Source organism: Paraperibacillus esterisolvens (assembly GCF_046237625.1).
Lineage (GTDB): Bacteria > Bacillota > Bacilli > Bacillales > DSM-1321 > Paraperibacillus > Paraperibacillus esterisolvens.
Map to the genome: position 1 here is coordinate 330,231 of NZ_CP143545.1, position 15,112 is coordinate 345,342.

The following is a 15,112-nucleotide window of genomic DNA, read 5'->3' on the forward strand; positions in this document are numbered from 1 at the left end:
TTTTCTGAATTGTCTAATTTTTAAAATTAGTATAACATTATTTTTACGAAGGAGGGTATTTTTGTGAATCAACTGACTCGGGTATTGGGAATTCAGTATCCAATCATACAGGGCGGGATGGGGAACATCAGCAGCAGCATCCTGACGGCAGCGGTATCGGAGGCTGGGGCACTGGGGACGATAGGTGCCGGGACCATGGGGGCGGAAGAAGTTGAAAAAATAATCCTGAACACGAAGGAAAGAACTTCAAGGCCTTTTTCCTTGAATGTGGCGCTTGGCGTATCTCCTGACCCAAAGGGAATCCTGAGGCTTGCGGTGAAGCACAGACTGAGCACTGTTACTTTATCGGCTGGCAACCCGTCACCCTTCATTTCGCAGCTGAAGGAGAAGGGAATCAAGGTTATTGTCGTCACGGCGTCAGTGAAGCAGGCATTAAAGGCAGAAGCAGCCGGGGCGGATATCGTAGCTGCGGAGGGCTATGAGGCAGCCGGGATTAATTCCAGCCTGGAAACGACCACCCTTGCCTTAATTCCGCAGATTGTCCAGGCCCTGTCTGTTCCTGTCGCGGCGGCGGGAGGGATAGCCGATGGCCGCGGTCTTGCAGCCATGCTTGCCCTTGGTGCATCCGGTGTCCAGATGGGAACCAGATTCATTGCGACGAAGGATGCTCCTTTTCATGATACATATAAGCAGAAGATACTCGCTGCATCCGACCATGATACGGTGATTGTGGGACGAACAGCCGGAAAGATCAGGAGGCTGCTAAAATCGCCTTATGCCGATGGATTGCTGATGGCCGAGAAGAATGGAATCAGCCCGGATGAGTTCGCCCTGCTGACAACTGAGGAACAGCATAAGCTTGGGGCGCTGCGGGGAGATGAAGAGCAAGGGTTCATGAATGGCGGCCAGATCTCAGGCTTGATCACAGACATCCCATCTGTCAGGGAGCTGGTCATACGCATGGCTCAAGAAGCTAAGGAACAGCTGGCGAGTGCTTCGCTGATGATTTGAAAATGTCCTCCTAAAAGGGACATTTTTTTTGCCAGGAAGGCCCGGTACAGTGTCATCCGGCATGCATTCGCAGGATGGTGGACCCGGAGGACAGTCTATAAGTTTTTGGTTGTACGATTTATTGAATATATAAAAATTTCTAACAATTAATTGACCTCAAATTTAACGTAATGTTATGATAGCGTTAAAATAACGTTATACATATTTGGTATAAAAGCGGGTGGTCAACATGCGTTCAGGTCTTGCTTTAGGGAAAACCGCCTCGATCGATATCACAGTCACCAGGGAAATGTTTGCACAGTTTGAGGAGGAGCTGGTCCATCCCGTTTATTCCACAGTCTCAATGGTTTACCATATGGAATGGGCTTCCAGGCTGATTATCCTGCCATTTCTTGAGGACCATGAAGAAGGGATGGGAAGTGCTGTATCGGTCAGACATCTGGCACCATGCGCGGAAGGCGCGGCAGTCAGGGTTACAGCAGCTGTATCCGGACTTCGCGGAAATCAGGTGGTGACCAGGGTGAAGGCCGAAAACGAAGGCAGGACAATCGGGATTGGGAAAATTACGCAGACGATCCTGACCAGGGAAAGGATTGCGGGGATGATAAATGGAAACCAGTGAGGTTCTGAATAAAAATGAAAGCGCTATCATAATTCAGCGCGATAAAGGAGAAAAGTTTATGTTTGAGAAAATCAGAGAGCATGAACAGGTTGTATTCTGCAATGATGAGTCTACAGGCCTGAAGGCCATTATCGCCATTCACAGCACACGTCTCGGCCCGGCTCTGGGCGGCTGCCGCATGCATCCATATGAAACAGTCGATGCCGCACTTCAGGATGTACTGCGCCTGTCGAAGGGGATGACATACAAATGCGCTGCGGCCGATGTTGATTTTGGCGGCGGCAAGGCGGTTATCATCGGAGATCCGGCGAGCGGTAAAAGCCCGGAACTGTTCAGGGCCTTCGGGCAGTTTGTGGAATCCCTGAATGGGCGGTTCTACACAGGAACCGACATGGGCACCTCACCTGAGGATTTCATTCATGCCTTAAAGGAAACCAACTGCATCGTCGGTGTGGACGAAGTGTACGGCGGAAGCGGCGACTCCTCTATCCCGACGGCCCAGGGAGTGATTTACGGGCTGCAGGCAACAAACAATGCCATCTGGGGCAGCAATGACTTATCTGGAAAAACCTACAGCATCCAGGGCCTTGGCAAGGTGGGATTCAAGGTGGCAGAGGTGCTGATCGACAGCGGTGCACAGTTATATGTCACAGACATCAATCAAACGGCTGTGGACGCCATCCTTGCTAAGGCCCGCTCAGCCGGGGCTGTGGTAAAGGCGGTTGAAAGCAGCGAAATTTACTCACAGCAGGCTGATGTGTTTATCCCATGTGCCATGGGGGGCATCATCAACGATACCACCATCCCCGAACTGCAGGTCAAGGCTGTTGCAGGATCTGCGAATAATCAGCTTCAGGAAGAAAGGCACGGAAGGATGCTCCAGGAAAACGGAATTCTGTACGCACCGGATTATATCGTCAACAGCGGCGGCCTGATCCAGGTTGCTGATGAATTGTATTCCCCCAACAAGGAAAGAGTCCTTAGAAAGACAAAGGCTATCTATAACTCTCTTCAAAATATCTACAGCTGCGCGGAACGTGAAGGCATGACCACCATTGAAGCCGCCAATATGTTCTGCGAAAAAAGGATCGAAGCAAGCACGCGGCGGAACAGCTTCTTTTCCCATATGAAACGGCCGAAGTGGGCAGTAAGGGTCTGATTGCTTTGAAAATAAAAAGAGAATAAAAGACTGATTGACTGACTGCATCCGCAAATGTAATCCCGGCAGAAACTGAATCTGGCAGATTTCACAGGCGGGGCCGGGGGCAATAAGTTCAGGAGGAGGAGAACATGGATAAGTCTTTCCCGATTTTTCAAGTGATGGATCAGGATGGGAATCTAGTGTCAGGGGAGCACAGGGATCTTGTGACTGTTGAGCGGGTTAAGATGTTTTACAGGGAAATGATTAGAATCAGGAGGTTTGACCGGAAGGCGGTCAGCCTGCAGCGGCAGGGGCGGATCGGGACGTATGCACCATTTGAAGGACAGGAGGCATCACAGGCGGGAAGCGCAATTGCGCTTGCGTCTGGCGACTGGATGTTCCCGACTTACCGGGATCATGGAGCAGCCATGACTTTCGGCCATTCGCTCCGGAGTATCCTCCTTTTCTGGAACGGGAGAAATGAAGGCTGTGTACCTCCGCCAGATAGAAAGATCTTCCCGCCGGCCATCCCGATTGCCACACAGATACCGCACGCAGCCGGCGCCGCCCTCGCTGAAAAGAGGAAGGGCACAAGGAATGCAGCGATCTGCTATTTTGGTGACGGAGCAACCTCTGAGGGAGATTTCCATGAGGGCTTGAATTTTGCCAGTGTGTTCAAATCACCTGTGGTGTATTTCAACCAAAATAATCAGTATGCGATCTCTGTGCCGGTCAGCAGGCAGATGAATTCAAGAACCATTGCGCAGAAGGCGGTCGCCTATGATATGGACGGGGTGCGCGTGGATGGTAACGATGTGTTTGCAGTATATATTCAGACCGGCATTGCGCTGGAGCGGGCACGTGACGGCAGGGGGCCGACCCTCATTGAGGCATTGACCTGGAGGTATGGCGCCCATACAACAGCAGATGATCCATCAAAATACCGTGACCAGTCTGAAAGTGCCGCACGGAGGGCCGAATCAGATCCTCTCCTCCGGCTTGAACGCTGGCTGCAAAATGAAGGCGCCTGGGATCCTGACTGGGTGAAGGCCGTGGAAGAGGAAGCCGGTGCCGAAATCGATGCGGCCATCCTTGAAATGGAGAACTATCCAGCAGCTGATCCTGCTGTGATTTTTGATTATGTATTTGAAAAGCCGACATGGACGATAGAGAAGCAGAAGAAGGCCTATCTCGAGCTGGCCGGGGAGGGATCGTGGTGAAGACAGCACAAAAGATAAGGACACTGACCCTCGTGGAAGCGGTGAAGGATGCACTGGATGTTATGCTTTCGGAGCATGAAGATGTGATTGTGCTCGGCGAGGACATCGGTGTGAACGGCGGTGTGTTCCGGGCTACCGAGGGGCTTCAGGAAAAGTACGGAGATGAGCGGGTGGTGGATACTCCGTTAAGCGAGGCCGGCTTTGTCGGTGCGGCAATCGGCATGGCAGCAGGCGGTTTCCGCCCAGTTGTCGAAATTCAGTTCCTTGGCTTCATCTACCCGGCATTCGAACAGATTATGACCCATGCCTCAAGGCTCCGGATGAGGACGCTGGGCCATTACTCTGTACCGATGGTCATCCGGGCTCCTTACGGTGCAGGAGTCCGTGCGCCTGAAATCCATTGTGACAGCACAGAATCCCTGTTCACCCATATGCCGGGAATCAAGGTAGTCTGCCCGTCCAGCGCTTATGACGCGAAGGGCTTAATGATTGCTGCCATCGAGGATCCGGATCCCGTACTGTTCCTCGAACCGATGAAGAGCTACCGCTCGGCAAGGGATGAGGTTCCCGAAGGCCGGTATCTGGTGGAAATCGGGAAAGGCAGAAAACTTACCGAGGGAAGCGATGTGACGGTTATCTGCTGGGGAGCGATGGTGCCTGTCGCGATGAAGGCCTGCCAGGGTATGAAGGAGCACGGAATAAGCTGCGAGGTCCTGGATTTGCGTACACTGTATCCTCTTGACCGGGAACTCATCGTAGATTCTGTCCAAAAAACGGGGCGCACCGTGATTGTCCATGAAGCGCACGCCACGGGCGGCATAGGGTCTGACATCATCGGACTGATCAATGATGAAGCCTTCCTCTATCAGAAGGCGCCGGCAGAGAGGGTCACAGGCTGCGATGCCCCCGTCCCATACTTTGGCTTCGAGGATCATTATCTGCCGACACCCGAGCGGGTGGCGGCGGGGATAAAAAAAGTGATGAGGTTTTAGGAGGTGTCACGGTGGTTGAAGTGAAGCTCAGCGATATAGGCGAAGGAATGACAGAGGCTGATATTAATTGTCTCCTGGTTAAGGCGGGGGATGTGGTCAAGGCGGATGAACCGCTGGTGGAGGTCCAGACAGATAAAATGACTGCAGAAATTCCCGCTCCCCGGCCGGGCATCATCAAAAACATCCTTATAGAAGCAGGCCAGTCCGTCAAGGTCGGCACTACCCTGCTTATAATGGAAGATTTGCACGAAGCATCCGGCACCCAGTCAGAACATGAATATTCTTTTCAAAGCGGGCAATCCGCAGGAATATCCTCTGCCATACAGCCGCATCCAGTGCCGGGTAGGATACTCGCTTCTCCCTATACAAGGAAAATAGCCAGGGAGCTTGGCATTGATTTAAGCGCCGTACAAGGATCGGGCCCTTCAGGCAGGATTCTGGATGAAGATGTGCTCGCCCTGTCGCAGGCAAAAGAACCTGTAATCAAGAAAGAAATAAGTTCCCCAGAGAAGCAGAAAACCCGGGAGTCCTTTCAGAGGAAGGATGCGGGTAAAGACATCATCCCATTCCGCGGCCGCCGGAAACAGATTGGAAAAGCGATGGTCTCCTCAGTCTATACTATTCCCCACTGCACGCATTTCGAGGAAATTGATGTAACCGGGCTGATGGATATCCGGGAAGAGCTGAAGGCTTCTGGCAGGCCGGTTTCAGCTTCCTGTTTCTTCATTAAAGCATTGTCCATTGCGCTCACGGAGTTCCCGGTTTTCAATGCGGAACTGGATGAAGAGGAAGAAAGCATCAGGCTGATAAAGGAGCACCACATCGGGATTGCCGTGGACGCACCGCAGGGACTGATTGTGCCTGTCCTCCGGCATGTGGAAAAAAAGAACCTGCGGGTTATCGGGGAAGAGATGAAGGAATTGACCCGCCGTGCGCTGGAAGACGGGCTGTCTGCCAGAGATATATCAGGCGGCACATTTACCATCAGCAATGTTGGCCCGCTCGGCGGCAGCATCGGGGCAACTCCGATCATTCAGTATCCCCAGACGGCCCTGGTTTCTTTCCATAAGACGAAGAAAAGACCGGTAGTGACAGACCAGGATGAAATTGCCATCCGGTCCATCATGAATATCTCCATGTCATTTGATCACCGGGTGGCAGACGGTGCTTCAGCCGTGAAATTCACAAACCGGTTTGCTGAACTTATAGAAAATCCAAAATTGCTTTTCCTGGAGCTGATCTAAATGGTGGTAGGTGAATTGGCGCACGAGAAGGAACTGGTGATTATCGGCGGGGGTCCAGGGGGATATCACGCCGCGATCAGGGCAGCGCAGCTTGGCAGCCGGGTTACCCTAATAGAAAGAGAGAATCTGGGCGGAGTCTGCCTCAATAAAGGCTGCATCCCATCCAAGGTATTTGCACACGGAGCAGAACGCCTGGCTTCTGCCATGGATAACGAACAGTGGGGCATCAGGGCGGAAAATCTCCGCTTCGATCTGTCACGTCTGATTCAGCGGAAAGAAGAGACGGTGGGCCGGCTCCGTATGGGAGTGGAGGCCCTCTGCCGTGCCAATAAAATTGAAATCGTTAAAGGAAATGCATTTTTTATCTCCCCGGATAAGCTGGGGGTGGAAAGTGAAAACAGCTATGAGGTCTTCCGGTTCAAGCATGCCATTATTGCAGCCGGCGGCAGGCCGGAAGCTCCCTCGTTCATCCCTGCCGCCGCAAGTCCCCGTATATATGACCCGTGGACAATTGCGGACCTCGGGAAATTGCCGGAGAAGCTGATTGTTTTTGGAAGCGATTATATTGCGCTCGAAATGGCGATGAACTTCCGGATATTTGGTTCAGAGGTCTGCCTGATCCTGGATGAGGGCAAGTCAGACTTCCCATTCGATTCATCCATCAACAGGGAACTGAGACGCATCCTGAAGAAAAAGGGAATTGCTGTTGAGGCTGAATGTGTGGCAGAGCATGCCCAAATCTCCGAAATAGGTGTCGCTTTACATCTGTCTGGAAAAAAAGGCATAAAGGTGGTCGAAGGAAGCCATCTCTTTTTCACATCAGTCATCAGGCCTGAACTGGAGGAACTGGGGGCTGTGAGGATCGGGCTTGCCGTGACTCCGGACGGATATCTAAAAGTCGACAGCACTGGAAGGACCTCGCACCCGGGCATCTTTGCTGTCGGCGACATTACTCCGGGAGTAAAGCTCGCCGCTAAAGCGATTAAGCAGGGAAAGACTGCGGCTGAAACCATTGCGGGGCGGAACAGCGAGAATGATTTCCGCTTCCTCCCTTATACTGCCAGGATCCGGCCGCCGGCTGTAAAGGCAGGATTGACGGAAAGGGAGGCCAGGGACCAGGGATATGACACGGGTACAGGGGAGTTTGCGTTCAGTGCCAGCGGTTATGCAGAACTGACCGGGAGAAAAGAAGGAATTGCGAAGCTTGTTTTTGACAGGAAGTCCGATATCCTCCTTGGTGTCCATATGATAGGTGAAGGAGCAATAGAACTCGCCTCCGCCGGAATTCAGGCGCTTGAGATGGCTGCCCGGGATGAAGATCTTATCTTTCCAGCTTATCCCCACCCTGCCCTTGGGGAAGCGCTGCTCGAAGCAGCGGAAGCATTTAAAGGGGAGAGCATCCATACTATGCCGCGGAAATCGAAAATAACTGCAGAGTGACCTTCATCACATCAAAGCATTATAGCTTTACACCACATTCTTGAGGAGTTAAAACCTGCTGCGTTAAAATAAGTTTGAATATACAAATATTAACAGGAGGCGATTTTTATGAAAGAGAAAGCAATGGCACCGGACACGGCAGTTGAGGATTTTTTTCCGGTAAAAGAAGTGGATTATCTGGAAATCTATACAGGTAATGCCAAGCAGGCAGCTCATTTTTTCAGCACAGCCTATGGCTTGAAGGCGGTTGCTTATTCAGGGCTTGAAACAGGCAATCGGGAGACGGTTTCTTATGTTCTGCAGCAGAGGAGGATCCGGCTTGTGATCACCGGCTCCCTGAACGAAAGCACCCGTGTTTCATCCTTTGTCAAAGCACATGGAGACGGAGTCAGGGATATCGCTCTCACTGTCGATGATGTAGAGAAGGCCTATCGTGAAGCGGTCAGCCGCGGTGCAATTGAAATCCAGCCGCCTTATCAGATTTCAGACGAGTACGGGGTTGTAAAAAAAGCGGTGATCGGTACATATGGAGACACCATCCATACCCTTGTGGAAAGAAAGGATTATAAAGGGCCGTTTATGCCGGGATTTGAGGCATATCAATCACCCGTACCGTGTAAGGATGCCGGCTTTATCGGTATAGACCATGTTGTCGGCAACGTTGAGAGGATGGAAGAGTGGGTGGAATACTACAGCAAGGTGATGGGCTTTAAAGAGATGAAGCACTTCTCGGATGAAGATATCAGTACCGAGTATTCAGCCCTGATGAGCAAGGTCATGCATAATGGCGGGCGGATTAAATTTCCGATCAATGAACCGGCTGAGGGGAAGCGGAAATCACAGATCCAGGAATACCTGGAATTCTATAACGGCCCAGGCGTACAGCATCTAGCCATTTTGACCGAGGACATCGTCAGCACTGTGGCAGCACTCCGGGAGAACGGGGTGGAGTTCCTGTCCACCCCCGATTCCTATTATGAGATGCTCTCAGAGCGTGTCGGCAAAATTGATGAGGAAATTGAAAAACTGAAGGAACTCAGCATTTTGGTGGACCGCGATGATGAAGGCTATCTGCTGCAAATCTTTACGAAGCCGATTGTAGACCGGCCGACTCTCTTTATTGAAATCATTCAGCGGAAGGGTGCAAGGGGCTTTGGTGAAGGGAACTTCAAGGCCCTGTTTGAATCGATCGAGCGGGAGCAGGCAAGGCGCGGCAATCTATAAGTCTGCAGGCGGATGAGGGGCAGGGTTCCCCTTTTCCGTTTATCAAAGATGGAGGGATAAGGAATGAAGATCGCAGTCCATGTACATGACAGCCTGTATGAAGGCGGACGGATCCATACGGCAGAGCTGAATCCTGTGGGCCGTCTTGCAGGGGCCGCCTATACACGCCCGGCGGCCAGTACATTCGACCTGCCGCGAAGGCAGGTGGAATCGTGAAATTCATTACCTTTAAAAAGAAGGATAACTCGATAAAGGCGGGCTGGATCCATGACGGTTCCATGGCTGTGGATATGCATGAAGCATCGGGCGGGGTCCTGCCGGGGGATATGATTTCGTTTATAGAGAATCATGACAAACTGAGAGATGAGCTTACGGCTTGCAAGGAGGCGGCCGAAAAAGGAATCGGCTGTTACCGCCTGGAGGATATTGAACTGCTCGCACCGCTTCCATTTCCAAAAAGCATCAGGGATTTCTACGCATTCGAGCAGCATGTTAAAACGGCCAGGAAGAATCGGGGACTCGGGATGATTGAAGAATGGTATGAAATCCCGGTGTTTTATTTTACCAATCATCTGGCAGTCAAGGGTCCTGGTGATACGATTCTGCGTCCGAAGGGTTGTTTCAGGCTTGATTATGAACTGGAGATTGCCTGTGTGATCGGCCGACAGGGAAGGAATATCGGACCAGGGGAGGCAGAGGATCATATTTTCGGATTTTTCATCATGAACGACTGGAGTGCCCGGGATCTGCAGCAAAAAGAAATGAAGGTGGGCCTCGGGCCGGCCAAGGGTAAGGATTTTGCCACATCCCTCGGTCCCTATCTCCTGACGAAGGACGACCTCGAGCCGAAGCGGGCCGGGAAAGGGTATGACCTGGTGATGAAGGCACGGGTGAATGGCCGGGAGCTCTCACTTGGAAATATGAAGGAATTATATTACTCATTCGGCGAGATGATCGCCAGGGCGTCGGCAGGTACGACGTTATATCCGGGGGAAGTGATTGGCTCCGGGACGGTGGGGAGCGGCTGCATCCTGGAACTTGGCACCGGGGTCCATCGCTGGCTTGAGCCCGGGGATAAAGTGGAGCTCGAGATTGAAAAGCTTGGTGTGTTAATGAATTCTATATCTGAGGAATAGAGAGAGGGCGAGGTCATGTATTATCGTACGCTTGGAAACATTCCAAGAAAGCGCCATACTATTTTCAGAAAAGATGATGGTTCGCTGTACAGGGAACAGGTTATGGGGACAAAGGGATTCTCAGGAACGCAGTCCATCCTGTATCATCATCATATGCCGACCGAGGTGGCATCTTCTGAGCTGCTCGGTCCGTATCTTCCGCAGTACGAGGAACCGGGAGCGCTCAGCCACAGGCATTTTTTCACGGATCAGTTAAGCAGGAAGGGAGACAGTCTCACTGGACGGGAGTATATTCTGGGCAATGATGATCTGCTGATCGGGATGCTGCATCCTGAAAAATCGATGGACTCTTACTATCGGAATGGAGACGGCGATGAAATGCTGTTTATCCACCATGGCTCAGGGACTGTGGAAACGATGTTTGGATCGATCAGCTACCGGCCTGGTGATTACATCATCATTCCGATAGGCACTATCTACAGGGTGGTGCCCGGGACAGGAGAAACCAAGATCCTTTTTGTGGAGGCATTCAGCCAGATCACCACTCCACGCAGATACCGGAATGAATACGGTCAGCTGCTGGAGCACAGTCCATTTTGCGAACGGGATCTCCGCGGTCCTGAGAAACTGAACACATTCACGGAAAAGGGTGAGCATGAGGTGATTACAAAAAGCAGGGGCTTTCTGCACCGTCATATGCTGAATCATCATCCGCTCGATGTGGAAGGCTGGGACGGCTATCTCTATCCATGGGCCTTCAATATTGAGGACTTTGAACCCATTACGGGCAGGGTCCACCAGCCGCCGCCTGTCCATCAGACGTTCGAGGGCCATAATTTTGTTGTCTGCTCCTTTGTCCCGCGGCTCTATGATTACCATCCCGAAGCGATCCCTGCCCCGTATTACCACAGCAATGTCAACAGCGATGAACTGCTTTATTATGTAAAAGGAAACTTCATGAGCAGGAAGGGCGTCAAGGAAGGCTCCATCACGCTCCATCCGAGCGGAATCCCGCATGGGCCGCACCCAGGCAAAACAGAAGGCAGCATAGGCAAAAAAGAAACTCTCGAACTCGCCGTCATGATCGATACCTTCAAACCGCTGAAGATCGTCAAAAATAAAGGGAGCATAGAGGATAAGCAGTATATGTATTCCTGGATCCATTAAGCAGGATAAAAAACCGAAATGCCCGCGTACAAGCCGTGCATTTCTTTATTTCTTCCTCTGGCGGAAAAAATTGTAATAAGCAGTGGATGAATGGGCCATACTATCTCCTTGAAGACACCGTATCACCACCCGAGGAGGAATGCCTTTATGCCAGATAAACCGACCATTACTTCATCTGAACTGGGAGCCCTGTGGCTTACCTATCAGCAAAAGACGATGATATCCCGGATGCTGGAGTATTTCATCGAAAAGGCCGATGAAGAAGCTGCCAAGGAAATCATGAACGGATTATATAATGAGATTAAACCCTTTATATCAAGGATTGAGGGGATCTTCCAGGACAGCGGGGCTGTCGTGCCTCGGGGATTTACAAAAGAGGATGTATTCACAGATGCTGCACCGCTGTATGATTACGGATTTGACATTATGTTTATACGGATGATCAAGGAAATCAGCATGGCCATGCACGCCTTGAATATCACCATGTCCTACCGGAAGGATATTATCCTGTTATTCAAGGGCCTGACGGGTATGACCCAGAAGTATTATAATGAATCCACTCAGTACCTGCTGGAGCGGGGTCTGCTGATGAGGTCGCCGTATGTGTCGATGCCGCGGGAAATCGAATTCGTCGAGGATACCCATTATCTCGCTGGCCTCAATCCCTTTCAGCAGAGGCGGGTCCTGAATACGATTGAGGTTTCTCAGCTGTATCATGCCCTCGAATCAAATGTCACCGGCATGCAGATGATCATCGGCTTTGCCCAGGCGGCTAAGGAGCCTGAAGTCAGTAAATATTTTATGGAAGGGGCAGAACTTTCGAAAAGCATCATAAAAGAGCTAAGGGATATTTTACTGGACAGCGACATCCAGGTGCCCGGGCAGGCTGGAGGCATTCCAACAAGGTCGACGGAATCGCCATTTTCAGACAAAATCATGCTTTATTGTGTAAGCCTGTTCTCGACTTTCTCCATCGGCGGAAATTCGCTCGGAACCGCATTCAGCCTGCGGCATGACCTGCCGGCAAAAATCAGTATCATCATGAAGGACATATTTGAGTACGCCAACAAAGGCGCCAAATTGATGATCAAGCACAAATGGTTGGAGCAGCCCCCGAGTATGGAGAGCCGGAAGGACATTGCCTCAGAATAATATTTGCCGAGGGCTGGTTCGCATCAGTCCTTTTTGTGACATTGGGATTTGGGACCAAAAACAGAACTTCCACCAAGCAGGAGGTTCTTTTTTTGTTTTACTGGGCCTTTTGTAAAAGTGAAAGAGTCAAAACAATTGTTGAAAAGATACCTGCAGACATTAGAGCTCCTATCTTTATCCGATTGTTTCTTTTACTCTTCTCTTCTGAAGATTTACGGGTTCACGGGATATTGTAATCCCAATAACAATTGATATACCAGCCGTCAGTAAAACCATCCTGCTGCCAGCACCTTCTGATTATTATGAAGCAAATTTTATTCGTAAGGCTGGTTAGCCTAAGGGCATCATATGAAACCGTAATTTATTTGACTTACAAGAGATTCTTTAAGGCGGAAGTTTCCTTTTTAATCTGTCCTTCTTATTCGCTGCTTCCGGCGGGAAGGATGGAGCGGGTCGAAGAAAATCTTATCTTGTTTTGTAATCGGTCAAATGCTGTCGCAATATAGGATTTTTTTCGCAGTTTATTCTCCTTAAAATACTTTTCCAGTACAGGAATAATATGTTTAGGTCCTTTAGTCCCTGGGTAAAAAGTTTTGTATGGAAGAATTAGGTAATTTTTTTCATAGTTCAATTTTACCGTTTTTGTCAGAATTTAATGATATTATTGGTTAGTTATTATCCAATAAATTACAATGTAAATGATTAAAATTTTAAGGAGTGATTTTGATGTCAGGTAATATCAGATTAACACCTGAGGAACTGCGTGGAGTCGCCAGCCAATACCAAACTGAGAGCGGCAATGTGCAGGATTTAGTGGCAAGGCTCGATAACATGAGCAGCCACCTTCAAGAGATTTGGGAGGGTGCCTCCAGCCAGGCGTTCGCTGATCAGTACCAGCAGCTAAGACCTTCTTTTGAAAAAATGGCTACATTGCTTACTGAAGTTTCCCAGCAGCTTAACAGCTCTGCTACTGTCCTTGAGGACACAGACAATCAGATTGCAAGCCAGATCAGAGGATAATAACCACCATAATCTAAGTAATGGGGAAGGAGCGCGTAAATCTGTTTTTAGGTTATGGCGCTCCTTTCTTTTGTAAGAGGTGAGGGCAATATACATACAGGTTACAATTGATCTGAAGAATTATACGGGTGAGGTATTTGACATACAGCTATCGGATTTTCTGCCCGTCAAAAAGGTCATCGATATCGTCTGGCAGGTTAAAAGGGTGGGAGAGACACCTAGAGAGGGATATTGGATAAGGATTCCGAACAAGGACCTGGTTGTACAGGGGTATGAATCCCTGCTTGAGAGCGGCATAACAAATGGAGATAGAATAGAAATCTTATAGAATGGAAGTTCTAACCCTTTTCCATAAGACAAAGGAGTATCAGGAATGGAAGGTAGAAAACCGTCGTATCTAGAAGAACTGACAACGGCTGGGATTAAGCGTGACGGAAGCCGCGTCTTTTTTACATTGCAGCGGTCAAGGATCAAGCTGCAGGACAGGCTTGAAATCAGCTTTCTGCAGGAGCTCGAATCTACATTGAAACGGAAAATTGAAGTGACTGAGGATGAAGCCGTCATAAAAGTGGAGCTGCCGGAGGGCTATCTGACCTTTGGCCAGATCCAGAAGAAGACCCAGCTTGCCAGGCTGTTCTTTGCACATCAGGTGGTAAAGAAAGTGAGAAATCATGGTGCACAGAGGCTGAACCTGGTAATAAGCCCGGAAAATATCTCTGCCGACCCAGGTCTGACGCCTCACTTCCTGTACTATGGTGTGAAGGAAAGCCTGCCTCCCTATGAAAAGGATGACGGGCGGCTCCTGAAGGAAGTCAAGGCAGCGGCAGCTGTCATGGCCGATGGAAAGCACAGCTTCAATGCTTATTATAAATATCACCAAACCATAAAGCTGTCGCAGACAGCAAAGGATATCATGGCAGCAGACAGCTATGCCGCGCTGGAGTCCATCCTCGAAGAAGAAATCAAAAGAGTGGAACAGAGAGAAAGCACATATGCACATATACCCCTTAAAAGATGGAAGATAACCCGTTTTTCGCTGATTGGTGCTGCGGTCCTATTATTGCCGGCCATTATTTATATCCTATATTCATTCTTTTTTCAGCAGCCTAAAATGGACGCGTATGTTAAAAGCGGGGAGTATTTCCTTGAAGATAAATACAGCAGTGTGATTGAGGAGCTTGAAGGATTTGATGCAGAGGATATGCCATATGTCGTTCAATATGAACTGGCGTCCTCCTATGTCAAAAATGAAAGCCTGGGGGAGGAACAGCGGACTGCGGTCAATAATCTGCTTACCCTCCAGACGGAACCGAAATACTTCCTCTACTGGATTTATATCGGACGCGGAATGAACAAGGAGGCTGTCGATCTGGCCAGGGCGCTAGAGTTCAGGGACCTGGTGATTTACGGGCTTTTAAAATATAAAGAAGACATCAAGGCAGACGATGACCTGACAGGCAAGGAAAAGCAGGAAGATCTTGATGCAATCGAGCAGGAAGTCAGCCAGTATGAAAAGGATGTAGAAGAGGAGAAAAAGCTCCTGGAAGAAGAGAAGAAGCAGGCAGAAGAACAGGCTGCTGCAGAACAGGCTGAAAAGGAAGCGGAAGCGAAGTCAGCAGCTGCAAGGCAGCAGAAGGAAGCCGATGCGGGGGAAAAGGCAGGCGGAGCAGCCGCCAAAGCTAAGGCAGAGCCTAAGAAGAAAGAATAGGTTCATAGAAAAGAGCTATCTAGGAGTTGAAACTG

The 15,112-nt window shown here is 50.0% G+C and carries 15 protein-coding genes; all 15 read left to right on the forward strand.

Annotated features, from left to right (window positions below):
* Positions 1-63: 63 nt before the first annotated feature.
* Positions 64-1,011 carry an NAD(P)H-dependent flavin oxidoreductase gene (locus V1501_RS01830; protein WP_409291170.1) on the forward strand — a complete coding sequence of 316 codons (948 nt, stop codon included), beginning with the start codon at positions 64-66 and terminating at the stop codon, positions 1,009-1,011.
* Positions 1,012-1,240: 229 nt separating this feature from the next.
* Entirely contained in the window at positions 1,241-1,633 is a 393-nt protein-coding gene (locus V1501_RS01835) for a thioesterase family protein (RefSeq protein ID WP_409291171.1), read from the forward strand.
* Positions 1,634-1,691: 58 nt separating this feature from the next.
* Positions 1,692-2,792: a Leu/Phe/Val dehydrogenase gene (locus V1501_RS01840; protein WP_409291172.1), complete on the forward strand. Its 1,101-nt coding sequence runs from the start codon at positions 1,692-1,694 to the stop codon at positions 2,790-2,792.
* Positions 2,793-2,923: 131 nt separating this feature from the next.
* Positions 2,924-3,994: a pyruvate dehydrogenase (acetyl-transferring) E1 component subunit alpha gene (gene pdhA / locus V1501_RS01845; protein ID WP_409291173.1), complete on the forward strand. Its 1,071-nt coding sequence runs from the start codon at positions 2,924-2,926 to the stop codon at positions 3,992-3,994.
* Positions 3,991-4,986 (forward strand): alpha-ketoacid dehydrogenase subunit beta, encoded by a 996-nt coding sequence (locus V1501_RS01850; RefSeq protein ID WP_409291174.1) that lies wholly within the window; start codon positions 3,991-3,993, stop codon positions 4,984-4,986. Before pdhA ends, V1501_RS01850 begins: the two co-directional genes overlap by 4 nt.
* A 47-nt stretch (positions 4,987-5,033) precedes the next feature.
* Positions 5,034-6,230: a dihydrolipoamide acetyltransferase family protein gene (locus V1501_RS01855; protein WP_409293202.1), complete on the forward strand. Its 1,197-nt coding sequence runs from the start codon at positions 5,034-5,036 to the stop codon at positions 6,228-6,230.
* Entirely contained in the window at positions 6,231-7,670 is a 1,440-nt protein-coding gene (locus V1501_RS01860; protein ID WP_409291175.1) for a dihydrolipoyl dehydrogenase family protein, read from the forward strand.
* Between the two features lie 108 nt (positions 7,671-7,778).
* Entirely contained in the window at positions 7,779-8,894 is a 1,116-nt protein-coding gene (gene hppD / locus V1501_RS01865; RefSeq protein ID WP_409291176.1) for a 4-hydroxyphenylpyruvate dioxygenase, read from the forward strand.
* 63 nt (positions 8,895-8,957) lie between these two features.
* On the forward strand, positions 8,958-9,110 hold the full coding sequence (locus V1501_RS01870; protein ID WP_409291177.1) for a hypothetical protein: 153 nt from the start codon (positions 8,958-8,960) through the stop codon (positions 9,108-9,110).
* A complete protein-coding gene (locus V1501_RS01875; protein ID WP_409291178.1) occupies positions 9,107-10,030 on the forward strand; it encodes a fumarylacetoacetate hydrolase family protein in 924 nt (307 codons plus the stop codon). The genes V1501_RS01870 and V1501_RS01875 overlap by 4 nt, the downstream gene beginning before the upstream one ends.
* A gap of 15 nt (positions 10,031-10,045) precedes the next feature.
* Complete coding sequence (locus V1501_RS01880; protein ID WP_409291179.1) at positions 10,046-11,197, forward strand: homogentisate 1,2-dioxygenase; 1,152 nt, start codon at positions 10,046-10,048, stop codon at positions 11,195-11,197.
* Positions 11,198-11,344: 147 nt separating this feature from the next.
* The gene (locus tag V1501_RS01885; protein WP_409291180.1) at positions 11,345-12,349 is read left to right on the forward strand and encodes a DUF3231 family protein; all 1,005 of its coding nucleotides are present in this window, start codon (positions 11,345-11,347) and stop codon (positions 12,347-12,349) included.
* A 726-nt stretch (positions 12,350-13,075) separates the two neighbouring features.
* Positions 13,076-13,369, forward strand: a complete 294-nt coding sequence (locus V1501_RS01890; protein WP_409291181.1) for a WXG100 family type VII secretion target — start codon at positions 13,076-13,078, stop codon at positions 13,367-13,369.
* 88 nt (positions 13,370-13,457) lie between these two features.
* A complete protein-coding gene (locus V1501_RS01895; RefSeq protein ID WP_409293204.1) occupies positions 13,458-13,697 on the forward strand; it encodes an EsaB/YukD family protein in 240 nt (79 codons plus the stop codon).
* A 45-nt stretch (positions 13,698-13,742) separates the two neighbouring features.
* The gene (essB, locus tag V1501_RS01900) at positions 13,743-15,077 is read left to right on the forward strand and encodes a type VII secretion protein EssB (RefSeq protein WP_409291182.1); all 1,335 of its coding nucleotides are present in this window, start codon (positions 13,743-13,745) and stop codon (positions 15,075-15,077) included.
* Positions 15,078-15,112: the final 35 nt, after the last annotated feature.

Coding starts and splice junctions, on each gene's coding strand:
- V1501_RS01835 (WP_409291171.1), top strand. CDS start 1,241: ATGCGTTCAGGTCTTGCTTTAGGGAAAACCGCCTCGATCGATATCACA.
- V1501_RS01840 (WP_409291172.1), top strand. CDS start 1,692: ATGTTTGAGAAAATCAGAGAGCATGAACAGGTTGTATTCTGCAATGAT.
- pdhA (WP_409291173.1), top strand. CDS start 2,924: ATGGATAAGTCTTTCCCGATTTTTCAAGTGATGGATCAGGATGGGAAT.
- V1501_RS01855 (WP_409293202.1), top strand. CDS start 5,034: ATGACAGAGGCTGATATTAATTGTCTCCTGGTTAAGGCGGGGGATGTG.
- V1501_RS01860 (WP_409291175.1), top strand. CDS start 6,231: ATGGTGGTAGGTGAATTGGCGCACGAGAAGGAACTGGTGATTATCGGC.
- hppD (WP_409291176.1), top strand. CDS start 7,779: ATGAAAGAGAAAGCAATGGCACCGGACACGGCAGTTGAGGATTTTTTT.
- V1501_RS01870 (WP_409291177.1), top strand. CDS start 8,958: ATGAAGATCGCAGTCCATGTACATGACAGCCTGTATGAAGGCGGACGG.
- V1501_RS01880 (WP_409291179.1), top strand. CDS start 10,046: ATGTATTATCGTACGCTTGGAAACATTCCAAGAAAGCGCCATACTATT.
- V1501_RS01885 (WP_409291180.1), top strand. CDS start 11,345: ATGCCAGATAAACCGACCATTACTTCATCTGAACTGGGAGCCCTGTGG.
- V1501_RS01890 (WP_409291181.1), top strand. CDS start 13,076: ATGTCAGGTAATATCAGATTAACACCTGAGGAACTGCGTGGAGTCGCC.
- essB (WP_409291182.1), top strand. CDS start 13,743: ATGGAAGGTAGAAAACCGTCGTATCTAGAAGAACTGACAACGGCTGGG.